Annotated in this window: 13 protein-coding genes and 1 tRNA gene; 7 read left to right on the plus strand and 7 right to left on the minus strand. The window is 62.4% G+C overall.

Translation table 11 applies throughout. The features are described from left to right. Window positions 1-106: 106 nt before the first annotated feature. A complete protein-coding gene (locus ACTUWL_RS34785; protein WP_021081170.1) occupies window positions 107-1,000 on the plus strand; it encodes an IclR family transcriptional regulator in 894 nt (297 codons plus the stop codon). Window positions 1,001-1,418: 418 nt separating this feature from the next. Here the strand turns inward: ACTUWL_RS34785 and ACTUWL_RS34790 are convergent, their stop codons facing one another. Then, the gene (locus ACTUWL_RS34790; protein WP_021081169.1) at window positions 1,419-1,910 is read right to left on the minus strand and encodes a hypothetical protein; all 492 of its coding nucleotides are present in this window, start codon (window positions 1,908-1,910) and stop codon (window positions 1,419-1,421) included. Window positions 1,911-1,935: 25 nt separating this feature from the next. Here ACTUWL_RS34790 and ACTUWL_RS34795 point away from each other — a divergent pair, with 25 nt between their 5' ends. Further along, window positions 1,936-3,099 (plus strand): ImmA/IrrE family metallo-endopeptidase, encoded by a 1,164-nt coding sequence (locus ACTUWL_RS34795; protein WP_146160310.1) that lies wholly within the window; start codon window positions 1,936-1,938, stop codon window positions 3,097-3,099. Continuing rightward, entirely contained in the window at window positions 3,092-3,526 is a 435-nt protein-coding gene (locus tag ACTUWL_RS34800) for a hypothetical protein (protein ID WP_021081167.1), read from the plus strand. Before ACTUWL_RS34795 ends, ACTUWL_RS34800 begins: the two co-directional genes overlap by 8 nt. A 62-nt stretch (window positions 3,527-3,588) precedes the next feature. On the opposite strand, the gene ACTUWL_RS34805 is transcribed toward ACTUWL_RS34800, so the two are convergent. The 4 genes from ACTUWL_RS34805 to ACTUWL_RS34820 form a co-directional block, all read right to left on the minus strand. Further along, window positions 3,589-3,903, minus strand: a complete 315-nt coding sequence (locus tag ACTUWL_RS34805) for a hypothetical protein (RefSeq protein ID WP_021081166.1) — start codon at window positions 3,901-3,903, stop codon at window positions 3,589-3,591. 533 nt (window positions 3,904-4,436) lie between these two features. Further along, window positions 4,437-4,727, minus strand: a complete 291-nt coding sequence (locus tag ACTUWL_RS34810; protein ID WP_021081165.1) for a DUF6538 domain-containing protein — start codon at window positions 4,725-4,727, stop codon at window positions 4,437-4,439. 85 nt (window positions 4,728-4,812) lie between these two features. Next, window positions 4,813-4,887, minus strand: a tRNA-Glu gene (locus tag ACTUWL_RS34815). Between the two features lie 379 nt (window positions 4,888-5,266). Next, window positions 5,267-5,605: a hypothetical protein gene (locus tag ACTUWL_RS34820; RefSeq protein ID WP_021081164.1), complete on the minus strand. Its 339-nt coding sequence runs from the start codon at window positions 5,603-5,605 to the stop codon at window positions 5,267-5,269. A 182-nt stretch (window positions 5,606-5,787) separates the two neighbouring features. Here ACTUWL_RS34820 and ACTUWL_RS34825 point away from each other — a divergent pair, with 182 nt between their 5' ends. Further along, complete coding sequence (locus tag ACTUWL_RS34825; protein WP_021081163.1) at window positions 5,788-7,020, plus strand: Zn-dependent hydrolase; 1,233 nt, start codon at window positions 5,788-5,790, stop codon at window positions 7,018-7,020. Window positions 7,021-7,042: 22 nt separating this feature from the next. On the opposite strand, the gene ACTUWL_RS34830 is transcribed toward ACTUWL_RS34825, so the two are convergent. Beyond that, a complete protein-coding gene (locus ACTUWL_RS34830; RefSeq protein WP_291738348.1) occupies window positions 7,043-7,927 on the minus strand; it encodes a sulfite exporter TauE/SafE family protein in 885 nt (294 codons plus the stop codon). Window positions 7,928-8,372: 445 nt separating this feature from the next. Here ACTUWL_RS34830 and ACTUWL_RS34835 point away from each other — a divergent pair, with 445 nt between their 5' ends. From ACTUWL_RS34835 to ACTUWL_RS34845, 3 genes are all read left to right on the plus strand, one after another. Further along, complete coding sequence (locus ACTUWL_RS34835) at window positions 8,373-9,410, plus strand: PrsW family glutamic-type intramembrane protease (RefSeq protein ID WP_035652759.1); 1,038 nt, start codon at window positions 8,373-8,375, stop codon at window positions 9,408-9,410. A gap of 32 nt (window positions 9,411-9,442) precedes the next feature. Beyond that, window positions 9,443-10,015: an HdeD family acid-resistance protein gene (locus ACTUWL_RS34840; RefSeq protein WP_021081160.1), complete on the plus strand. Its 573-nt coding sequence runs from the start codon at window positions 9,443-9,445 to the stop codon at window positions 10,013-10,015. Between the two features lie 236 nt (window positions 10,016-10,251). Next, a complete protein-coding gene (locus tag ACTUWL_RS34845; RefSeq protein ID WP_021081159.1) occupies window positions 10,252-11,337 on the plus strand; it encodes a 3-deoxy-7-phosphoheptulonate synthase in 1,086 nt (361 codons plus the stop codon). 66 nt (window positions 11,338-11,403) lie between these two features. Here the strand turns inward: ACTUWL_RS34845 and ACTUWL_RS34850 are convergent, their stop codons facing one another. Continuing rightward, the gene (locus ACTUWL_RS34850) at window positions 11,404-11,670 is read right to left on the minus strand and encodes a hypothetical protein (protein ID WP_021081158.1); all 267 of its coding nucleotides are present in this window, start codon (window positions 11,668-11,670) and stop codon (window positions 11,404-11,406) included. Window positions 11,671-11,864 lie beyond the last annotated feature (194 nt).

Here is an 11,864-nt window from a genome sequence, read left to right on the forward strand (position 1 = left end):
AGATATGATATTATCAAATATGGCAAGCTTGAATGTCCGGCGGGACGCGCCCAATAATGCGGCTCAGGAGCGAATCCATTAACACTATGATTCACAAGGACTTTCAGTGAAAAGGACGCGCGGAGCCCCGCAGCCTGAGCCGCTGCCTGCGGCAGCAAGGTCCCAATCTGAAGGAGCGGCCAAGGCGGAACGCACCGGGCGGCGCGGCATCCAGTCGATCGAAATCGGCTTCCGGATCCTTGATTATCTGCGCACCGAGCTGCGTCCGGTTCCGCTCAAGATGATCGCCGCCAACACCGGAATGTCGGCGGCCAATGCCCACTACTATCTCGTAAGCTTTCAAGCCGTAGGCATCGTCCGGCAGGAAACCGACACCGGCTGCTATGCGCTCGGACCCTACGCGCTGAAGCTCGGCATGGCCGCGATCGAGCAATTCGATGTCTTCACCGCCGCCCGCCCCGCGATGACCGAACTGGCGACGACCATCGGCCACACGGTCTTTCTCGGCGTCTGGGGCAACCGCGGACCCACCATCATCTATCGCGTCGAAGGCGGCGCCAGCCGGCCGATCATCGAACTGCGCGTCGGCAGTGTGCTCAGCCTGCTGCGCTCGGCGCTCGGCCGCAACTTCCTCGCGCATCTGCCGCGCTCCATCACGGAGCAGATGCTCGACCAGGAGCTCAAGGAAGAGCGCTCACGGCACGCCAGGATCGACGACGCGCCGGCAACCAAGGCCGAAGTGGAAGACATGGTCGCAACGATCCGGCACGACGGCATCAGCCGGTGCCGCGACGCGCTGCTGCCGAACTTCACATCTTTGTCGGCACCGATCTTCGATCAGACCGGATTTATGATCGCGGCGATCACGATGATGGGACCGATCGGTATCCTCGACGACGATCTGAAGGGCGCGACGGCGAGAGCCTTGCTCGCCCATGCTCGCGCCCTCTCGGCCACGGCCGGCTGGCAGCCTGAAGGATCGGGAATTGGTACCCTTTGAGGAGGTCGAATCCCGACCTCCGGGAGCGATGAACCAAGCCCCTGGTACTTCGTCGAGAACGGCAGCGGCTTAGACTCCGATGGGAGACATGACGAGCACCGCCCCGCCGCTTGCCTGTGGAGGCGGTGAGATGGCCGGAACCATCCGCCATAAATGACCAGATTGCGTTGCTTCACCGCGGTCGCAGCATCGGCAATCGTCAATCGGGGGCGAAAGGTCAATCGGCGCCGGACACGCACAGCGTCACGTTGAGATGCAACGAGGCTGGCGCTCCCTAGCGGAGGGCGTGAGGAACGCTACCTACCCTTGATTTCACAGTAGAATTTCTTGGTCACCCAATTCACTGTACCCTCGGCAAGGGGCGCCCTTAACGTGTTCCTGAAGTGGACAGAGGTGCGCGGCTGAATGCGGTGGCTTACTACGCTTTTGGGAACTCGCCCTGCGCCCTTCTTTCCAATGCATCCGCCTCTTGTCGGAGCGGCTTTACTTGGCGATCCGCGTCGAACCAAAGCACCCCGAGGCTGACCGGTGCAGGCAGGAGCGAAAGTCCAACGAGCAACATGGGGACCATCTCCCAACCCTCGGTTATTGGGTCATCGGCCTTGAACGCAATGACGGTCAGTATGATCGCCAGCGCAGCTGCAACAAGCGAGTTTCCTAGAACGTACTTCTCGAACTCCCTCGACAGGCGAATTCTGAAGATTTCGTACCTGCCCTCAATACCCAAAAGCTCATCCTCAAACTCTTTTGGGGGACGCTCGTGCTCTGGAGCCAGGAACAGGCTTCGCAGTCTAGCCAAGGCGCGGTTTAGAGGCTGAAGGCCGATGTCCCCGTAAAGCTGGAGAACGACAGTCCCTACATGGAGGCCTACCCCTAGTTGCACGACGCTAGAAAAATCCCCATACTTCATAAGTCCGACTCCCCAAGGACTTTTCGTGGCTTACAATCCAAATATTCTTTCAAAGATTTTGAGCACTCGGTTTCTTAGTACCGAGCAACTCTCTGATCGCCTTCAAATTGCACCCGCTGAACTTTCTCGCGAGCTTGACCGAGAACCTGAGCCGGGACAAGGCATCCTCAATCGCATTGCAAAGGAGCTTGGGGTACCGCCCTACTCTTTCTTCATGGAGAAAGCACCCGCGCTCCATGATGTATTGCCTGACTTTCGCTCCTCGACCGCGAAGCCAGCGGCCAAGATGAAAGAAACGGTCCAATCCATTCAATTTGCTGAAGGTGTCCAGCGCGCTCTCGAACAGTTCTGGGTGAAACTTGACCTGCCTCAGTTCTCAGCAAAGGGCAACGCCGAGGTCGACGCGTTCGCTCTGGCGGCGCGCGAGCTACTGAGCATTTCGCTTCAAGATCAGCTCGACGCAAAGGACGCAAACGCGTTCTATCTTGTCTGCAGAAAGAAGATTGAAGACGCCGGGATTTTTGTCCTCCACGACAGCTTTCCTGAACAGGATGGTAGCGGTTTTTGTCTCTCGCACCCTCGCCATCCAGTGATCGTGGTCAACACCCGAAAGCAGACGAAGGGGCGACGTCTTTTCACTCTCATCCACGAACTTGCGCATGTCCTCATGCGGTCGACCGGCATCTCCGACCCGTTCATCACAAGGAACTCAGTCGAGCGGATATGCAATCGCTTCGCAGGAAGCTTCCTCGTACCCAAATTGTATGTTCAGGCACTCCTGAAGGGGCCGACCACAACTCAGCCTGACGACGAAGACGTCAAATGGGCCTCCCGTCGATTGAAGATAAGCCAAGAGGCTACCGTCTTCAGACTAGAGCAGCTCGGCATTTACACAGCCGGTAGCTACGACCGATGGAAGGCGCTGGTGCATGGCCGCAACCCGGATTACTTCGAGAAGCGCGGCGGACCACCGGGAGGCGAACCGCCCCCACAAGAAAAAATCAAGCTGTCGAAGTACGGCTTCTCTTTCGCTCGCGCATTCGACTCGTTGCTTCGCCAAGGCCTCATTAGCGAGGTAAACCTTTATCGCTCAACGGGTTTAAAGCCGAAGTATCAGAGGCAGTACTTCGACTACGTTAAGTCTCTCACGCCTGACCAGCTCCACACGCTGGAGCTTGATGATGAGTGAAGGCGATGCGGAATACTTGTGCATCGCCGATACCGATGGACTGCACGGTATTGCTGCTGCGTCGGGCAACCTGAAGACCGTCCTTCTCAGCCATCTCCAAAGCGGTCTCATTGGGGTGCCGGCGTGTGCTTGGAAGGAGTTTGAGGAGCTTTATCCCTATGAAGCGGAAGCGTTGAAGTCCTTTGTTTCCACTCGGATAATAATGAAACGAGCATACTATGTTGGCGCCGCCCGCATCGCGGACAAATTAAACTCTGGCTTCCCACGAGGAGCTTACGACGACAGCGTCGAGCTTTTCACGGCTTCCATTGCCTTCGCGAAAAAGTGCCGTATCGTCACTTCGCCTGCGCAGATTGCAGTCTACACCGCGATGGCCTGCCAAGCGTCCGACCTAGATACGTGGGTTGTAGAGCACGCTTTGAGCTAGTCGAGCATTCCCCTTGCGCCTCCAATTTGGCATTGCAGCTCGGGCCGCACTTGAACGTGCACTTAGTGCCAGCGTTGGGACACCAACACCAAAATGATGAGGAAACTGCTCATTGCCACGATAGTGCCAAGCCGTCTGATCTCTTGCGCAGTCTGCCGCGCGGCCTTCGCTTGTGTCTCATCGATCATGTCAGCCACGTCGCGGAGTCTGCTGATGACGTGCTCTAGCGCGACGCCCTGCCCGTGCATCATACGCACCACCGCCGTTGTTTGTTCGGTGGACTCGGGTCGCTCCGCCTGGGCGAGGGCTTGATCGTATGTTTCCCCCAAAAAGTCGCTTAGTTTGTCCTGCCTCTCATCAGTGTACCGAACCACCATCACTCGCCCTTTCCCCTTCAACAGCCGGCAGACTAGCGCGCAACCGAACGTGCACCCAGCGTGCAGCTAGAGGTGCCGAAAAAACTTAGACAGGGGCACTCTCACGGGCTTAGATTTACGCGGCGGCCCTCACTCGCCCCAAGTCTGCAACATGCGCTCCGCGCTTGCGGGGTCGGTCTTGATCCGGGACACAGCCATCCGCTGCAGCCCGCTAGCCCTGCCAATCTCGGCAACGTTGATGCCCTGCGCGGCCATATCCATCACTGCGGTGAACTGAGCGCGATCAAAGGTCGGCTTCCGTCCCCTCTAGGCTTTCTCGTTGGTGGCCTTCGCGTGCTCTATACCGGCGCGCTGCGTGTCCTTCAAGCTCGCCGGCTGTCCTGCCTTCTGCGAGCGCTTGATCTTCAAGCTCGTCGGGGTCGATGTCGTCAGCGAACGGATCCAGGACTGCGGGAGCAATGTATGGCGAGATCGATGGAGCGTCGTGGCGCTTGCGGTTTTCGGCGGCAAGCTGAAGCTGCTCGCGTTGAGCCTTAAGCCCTCGCGGAAGATACCCAGGCGTCGCCAGCGCGCTTGATGGTGGCGGGGTCGAGACTGTCGAGCAGAGGGGCGGCCTTGCGCCGGCGCAGCTCGGCCCACTCTTGCTGAACGCGGTCTGCTTCCTCGGTGTGCCTGCGGCGCGCCTCAGCCGGGTCCTTGGTCTTGAGGGAGCGCTTCACTTCCCAGCCGATTTCCTCGCGCAAATCGTCGGGAACGGCCTTGCGGAAGTAGTAGACATCGCTGTCTGGATGCTTCCACGGTCGGGACATGCGTAGAACTACCATTCTGTACCACCTCGCTGTGCCAGAGGCGGCCAAGAAATCGTTGCCTAGCAAGGGGTTGCAGGAATAACAACAGCTTACATCAAGCTGGCGCTCCCTAGCGGAATCGAACCGCTCTCTCCACCGTGAAAGGGTGGCGTCCTAACCGATAGACGAAGGGAGCAAAACTCCCGGCAAATCAATACGTTAAACGTGAGATAGGCCGGACTGGCCGCTACCGGCGAACGGCCGCGACGGGCGAACGTATAGTGGCGATTGGCCGGCCGGGCAAGCGTCCAGAACGCTTTTCCCGGATTGCCGCCGGATCACCTCTAGGAGGTCATCTGCAAGACAATCCGGCCTCGATCGAGGTCCAGAAGCCGCAATGCGACGGCACATGCGCGTGGGCCCGCGAACCGCCCACATGAATCAGGATGACGGTGGCTAGCGCGACGACGACGGCGGGAACAATGAATCTTCGGAACGACATGGGGGTGCGCATCGGCCGACATCGTGGCCTAACTAAGGCCTCAGGCCGGCGGCAACACACACCGCGCCGGCGGCTAGTGATTGCTGGCGACGTCCTGACGATTGGTCTGCTGCGCCGCCGCCACCGCCGGCGCCTGCTTGATGCAGGTGCTGCAGATCACGAGCTTGCGCGCCAGCCGGTCGTCGGCATCTGCATCCGACAATTGCGTCTCCGCCGCCGGTGACACATTGCGCGCATGGCGGCGCGGCTGCGGGGCGTTGGGATCCTGTCCGGCGCCGTCCCAGGCCAATGGCCCGGTTCCGGACGGCGGGGTGGTCATGCTGTATTGCTGCGAATATTGCGCGCAGGCGCCGAGCGCGATCGGAAGAAACAGCACAGCGGCCTTGCGAGCCCAGTTCCGGAATGCAGACATGATCACACTCACACGCTATTCGTACCGCGACACCAGTACCGCGACCTAAGAGCAGAACCGCTAAGAAATCGTTCACCCTGATTGTTCCGTCGCATTCAACCACGACGGCATCAAGACGGGATTGCGGCGCCAAGCCGCAAAATCCAGACGCAAATCAAAAGACGCAAATCCGGAGTCCATCCATGCCAGGCATCAACGGTCGCTTCGACGGCAAGCGCGTGCTCGCCGATCTCAATGCGCTGCGCGCGATCGGTGCCTACAAGACCGGCGTGCACAAGCCGACATTCTCGGAGCCGCATCTGCGCTCGCTCGGCTGGCTCGCGTCCCGCCTGCCCGATGCTGATCTTGTCGCCACGATCGATGGCATCGGCAACGTGCTCGGCAGCAGTGCGAAAGCGGGGCCGAAGCTGCTAGCGGGCTCGCATCTCGAAAGCCAGAACCATGCAGGCTGGCTCGATGGGCCGCTCGGCGTGGTCTATGCGCTGGAAGCCGCGCGCGTCATCAACGGCGATCCCGGCATCAACGGCGCGGTCGAAGTCGCCGCATGGTGCGACGAGGAAGGTCATTTCGGCAGTTTCCTCGGCAGCCGCTCCTACGCAGGCGCCGTGACCGAAGCCGATATCGATGCAGCGCGCGATCGCTCCAGCGGCCGCACCATGCGTGAGGCGCTGCGCGACGCCGGCTTTGCCGGGCGCCCGCGCCTCACCGCCGAAGCCGGCCGCCATATCGGCTATCTCGAGGCACATATCGAGCAAGGCGACACGCTGGAAGCGAGCCGGCTCAAGATCGGCGTCGTCACCTCGATCGTAGGCATCTGGCAATATCGCATCAGCTTCATCGGCGAGCAGAACCATGCCGGCACCACACGGATGGCCGTTCGCAAGGATGCGGGCCTGGCACTGGCGCGGTTCTGCGTCGCGATCGACGACAGCTTCCCTGCCCTGTGCGGACCGCGCACGGTGTGGACCACCGGACGCATCACGCTCGACCCCGGCGCACCGAGCATCATCCCGGGCGGCGCCGAGATGCTGTTCCAGATCCGCGACGACAATCCGGAGGTGATCGCGCGTCTCGAGGCGCAGTTGCACCGGATGGCCGACGAGGCGACGGCGCAGGGCCGTTGCAGCGTCAAGGTCGAGCGCATCCGCACCGGGGTGCCCGCGATGATGACACCCGCTTTCCAGGACGCGATCGAGGCCGCGAGCGCGGCCTGCGCCGGCGGCAAATCCATCCGCATGCCGAGCGGCGCTGGCCATGATGCCCAGGTCCTCGCCACCCTCATGCCGGCGGCGATGCTGTTCGTGCCGTCGATCGGTGGCATCAGCCATCACTGGAGCGAGAACACCGACGACGCCGACATCGTCACCGGCGCCGAGGTGTTCGTCGACACCTGCCGGCGGCTGCTGGCCGGCTAGCCGCTTCATCGCGACGCCGCGATCAGGTCGAACCGCCCCGGTTGCCGGATCTCAGCGAGGCCAGCGCGTGCGAACTTTGTACCGTCCCTCGCCTCGCCGTGAAGAAGACGTACAGCAAGCAGACGTCGATCAGGATCGTGGCGACCATGACGCCGTAGGCCCACGGGCTTTCCATCAGCTTCACTTCGATCAACACGCGTGACAGGCCAAACCCCACGACCCACGCATCAAAACTCATGCAGATCCGGCGAAACGTTTCGGCATCCAGCCGCCGGATCAGAAAGGCGCCGAGCGGTATGCCGACGACGACGCAAGGAACGAGCACGAACAAGATGCTCCGGCTCTCTTCGATGAACAGACCGAGGTTGTAGTACGCGATCGCGGTCAGGCCGGACTCCGTCACCCGGACCAGCGCGAGGCCGGCCCGAAATTCATCTTTGACGAGGCCCTGGTTGTTGAAGAGGATCGCCAGCGGCGGCCCGGAAATGGTCGTGACCGAGTACAGGACGCCCAGCATCGTTCCAAAAGGCAAGCCGACCAGCCATTTCGACTGGATCGGCCTCCGCCAGCCGGCGGCCTGCAGCAGGATCAGCGGCAGAATGATCGAATAGGTGGCGAATTTGATCCAGCTGGGCTGCAGCGACGTCAGCGCAAAGGCGCCGACTGCGATGCCGGGCAGCATGCCGATGAGGATCGGCAGGATGCGCCGCCACACCGCCGGAACGCCTTTCAGGTTGATGCAAAGGACGCATAGATTGACGACGACTTCGACGATGACAATCGCGGGATTGAGGACGCGATTGGTGTAGAAGACGAGTGCGACCGGCACCGTCAGCGACGAGAACCCGTAACCCAGCGCACCGTTTACAAAGGCCGCAAACAGAGCGCTCGCGGCAAGAACGATCACAGCAGAATCAATCGAAGGCATCTCTGGCTTTTACCGGATCAGTCACTCCCCGCTGTACTATAACTCAACGAAGGGCACGCAGTGCCCGAAACTTGCGAAGGCCTTGCGAAGCGCCCTGAGCGCGCCGCGACAGCGTAGCACTTCGTTTTGCCCGGCAGAGGCCGACGCCACCTGCCGTGCAAATTCGCCGCAATCGGCGGATCGGTGCTGCAGTCGTGGCGCGGTGCCCGGTCCCCTTCCGCCGTCAGGCACCTTCCGGCGACCGCTCTTTCTTGATCTGATCGACGCGTTTCGGCCGCGCTTTCGCAGGCACCGTGACATATTGGACACGAGAACGGCGCCAGCCGAACCGATTCCTCCAATCGTCCATTTGCAATCCGCTGAACTTGCTGCCATTTCTTCGGAGCGCACCGCTGTGGTGCCATTGAAGGGGCCCGTTCGGCTCATGTTGTTGCTTGAGTCGCTTCCGACTGTGATCGGCGCCGCCGCCATCGCACCAGCACTGCTGGTGCTGTGGCTGGTGATCGCCGCTGACGAGCGCCCCGGACCGCCGGTGCAGGTATGGCTCGCCTTCGTGCTCGGCGCGGCCAGCATCTCGCTGCTCGGCCTGGCACGCATTCCCTTCAATGCGCTGCTCGCTATTCCCGACAATCCCTGGGCGACGCAGGCGGTGCGCGCCCTGTTCGGCGTCGCGGCGCCGGAGGAGATCGTCAAGGTTTTCGTCATCGTCGCCATCTCGACGCGGCGCCGCGCCTTTGCCGACCCGATGGATACCGTGGTGTACGGCGCGGCTGCCGGCCTCGGCTTCGCCGCCTATGAAAACCTCGCCTATCTGGTCCAGCACAAGGACATGTGGCGCGCGCTCGCGGCGTTGCGCAGCGTGCTCACCGTACCGTTCCACGGCGCACTCGGCATCATCGCCGGCGCCTACCTTGCGATCGCGCGCTCCGGCGGCGCGCTCGGCGCCTACCGCGGTCACCGCGACTGGGCGCGCATCACCAATTGGGCGCTGGTGCTGGTCGCACCGGTCCTGCTGCATGCGGCGTTCGACTTCCCGCTGCTCGCGCTGCAGCGGATCCCCGACCTCAGCTCGACCACACACCTGCTGCTCGGCACGGCCAGCGTGCTGATCGGCTTCTCCTCGATCGGCTTTGCGGTCCGCCTGGTGCGCCGCCTCGGCAGGCATCATGCCCCGCGCACAGATGTCGCGCGCGAGCGGCTGAGCCAGTTGCGACGGATGTGGGCGCTGCTGCTGATCGGCGGCGGCACCGGCTTTGCCGGGGTCGCCTTCCTGCTCACCTCGCTGCATCATTGGTACGTCAATCCCGAGCGCAATGCGTCCTTCATCCTGATCCCGATCGGCTTCACCTCGATCCTGATCGGACTGGCGCTGTTGGTCGCGACCACCGCCGTCTACTTCTTCGGCCGCAACCGGATGCGGACCGCCTCGGAAGGCTTTCCGTCCGCGCCGGGCCAGGGTTAGGATACCTACGTTCGCAGATTGGGAGAGCCGCGATGACCCTGTCCAACGACCTCGACAAGCTGCGATCCGAGATGAAGGCCGCCGTCAAGGCGCACTGGAAAGCTTTCCTGTTCGAAGGCATCCTGCTCGTGATCCTCGGCATCGCAGCGCTGATCGTGCCCACATTCGCGAGCCTCGCCGTCACCATCTTCCTCGGCTGGATGTTCCTGATCTCCGGAATCGGCGGGCTGATCGTGACGTTCTGGGCGCGCAGCATGCCGGGCTTCTGGTGGTCGCTGATCTCGGCCACGCTCGCCGTGCTGGCCGGCATGGTGCTGCTGGCGCGCCCGATGCAGGGCGTGCTGACGCTGACCATCGTCACTGGCGCCTATTTCGTCGCCGAGGGCATCGCCACCATCATGTACGCGCTGGAGCATCGCCGCGAACTGTCGGGACGCTGGTCGTGGCTTTTGATCGCGGGCCTGATGGATATTCTGGTCGCCTTCTTCATCATCGCGGGGCTGCCGGAGTCGGCGGGATGGGCCATCGGCCTCCTCGTCGGTCTCAACCTGATGTTCGGCGGGGCGACCCTGATCGGCATGGCGTTGGCGGCGCGCAACACCTGACGGCGAACTGCCGGGGGTCTTGATTTGGGGTAGTGACAGCCCCAAATCCCTGCGCTATAGAGCCGCCCATGATCACCGTCGCCACCAGCTATTTTTGGTACTTTAGCTACGACAGCTCGCTGGCGGCAGGAGGATCGCGCTCAATCTGAAGAATTGCAGCAGACGTCCAAAACAAGCCGCCAGACCTGGCGGCTTTTTTGTTGCCGGCAGGTCCCAAAACTCCAAAGGAGCCAGCCGTGTTGAGTACGACAGACGATCTTCGCATCAAGGAATTGAAAGAACTGAGTACGCCTGAAGAGGTGATGCGGGAGGTCCCGCGCACCCTGACGGCGACACGCGTCGTGATGGGCGCCCGCAATGCCATCCACGCGATCCTCAACGGCAGCGATGACCGCCTGCTGGTCGTCGTCGGCCCCTGCTCCATCCACGATCCCGCGGCGGCCGTCGATTATGCCGAGCGCCTCGCCGGCCTGCGCGAACAGCTCGCCGACCGCCTCGAGATCGTGATGCGGGTCTATTTCGAGAAGCCGCGCACCACCGTCGGCTGGAAGGGGCTGATCAACGATCCCGACCTCGACAACAGCTTCGACATCAACAAGGGCCTGCGGCTCGCCCGCAACGTGCTGTCGGCGGTGAACAATCTCGGCCTGCCGGCCGGCACCGAATTCCTCGACATGACAACGCCGCAATACATCGCCGATCTGGTCTCCTGGGCCGCGATCGGCGCCCGCACCACCGAGAGCCAGATCCATCGCGAGCTGGCGTCCGGCCTGTCGTGCCCGGTCGGCTTCAAGAACAGCACCGACGGTGGCGTGCGGATCGCGGCGGATGCGGTGAAGTCGGCGTCGCACCCGCACCACTTCATGGCGGTCACCAAGGGCGGCCGCTCGGCGATCGCCGCCACCAGCGGCAACGAGGACTGCCACGTCATCCTGCGCGGCGGCCGGGTGCCGAACTATGATGCCGCGAGCGTCGATGCCGCCGCAACCGAGCTCGGCCGCGCCGGGGTCGCGGCGCGGCTGATGATCGACACCAGCCACGCCAACAGCAGCAAGAAGCCGGAGAACCAGCCGCTGGTTGCCGCCGACATCGCAAAGCAGGTCGCGGCAGGCGAACAGCGCATCATCGGCGTGATGATCGAGAGCAACCTTGTCGCGGGACGCCAGGACGTCGTGCCGGGCAAGCCACTGACCTACGGCCAGAGCATCACCGACGGCTGCATCGACCTCGCGACGACGGCTGACGTCTTGAAGCAGCTGGCCGATGCCGTCGACGCACGGCGCGGCGTGCGGCGTGACGGCTTGCAAGAGCGTTCGGCCTGACGCGGCCGGACGGATTGAGCGTTGCCGGCGGGGCGGATACCGCGCTCCGCCGGTCTCTTCCGTGGTTTAGCAGCCGCGGCAGATGCTCTTGATCTTCTTGTCGAGCGCCGCGTCTTCCTTGTTGGCCTGGCTGTTCGGATCGCTGATGTTCTTCTCGTTGCCAACGTCGCCGCGGCGCGGCTGACGATGTCCGACCGGCGCGTCCGGCACCCCCGAATTTTTCTGCATGGAGGACGATCCGCCCTGCTGCTGCGCCCAGGCCAGCGACGTTCCCAGTTGGGGCGTTCCGAGGCCAACCGTCATCAGAGCCATCAACAAAACTGTCTTCCGCATCTCGCGTCTCCGCTTCTCAACCCTATCGCGCCCGTTCCGGCACCTCGACGGTAGCACAGTTGCGCCGCCCTTGCGCTGCGCAATCCTGTCCCTTCGGTATATCGGCCATGGTGCCAAGGAGCCAGATTCCTGCGGCGACCAGCACCGCAAAGAAGCCGAACATCACAGCATTTTCGATGCCGCGGCCCCGCCCA

The organism is Bradyrhizobium sp. WCU1 (genome assembly GCF_053474805.1).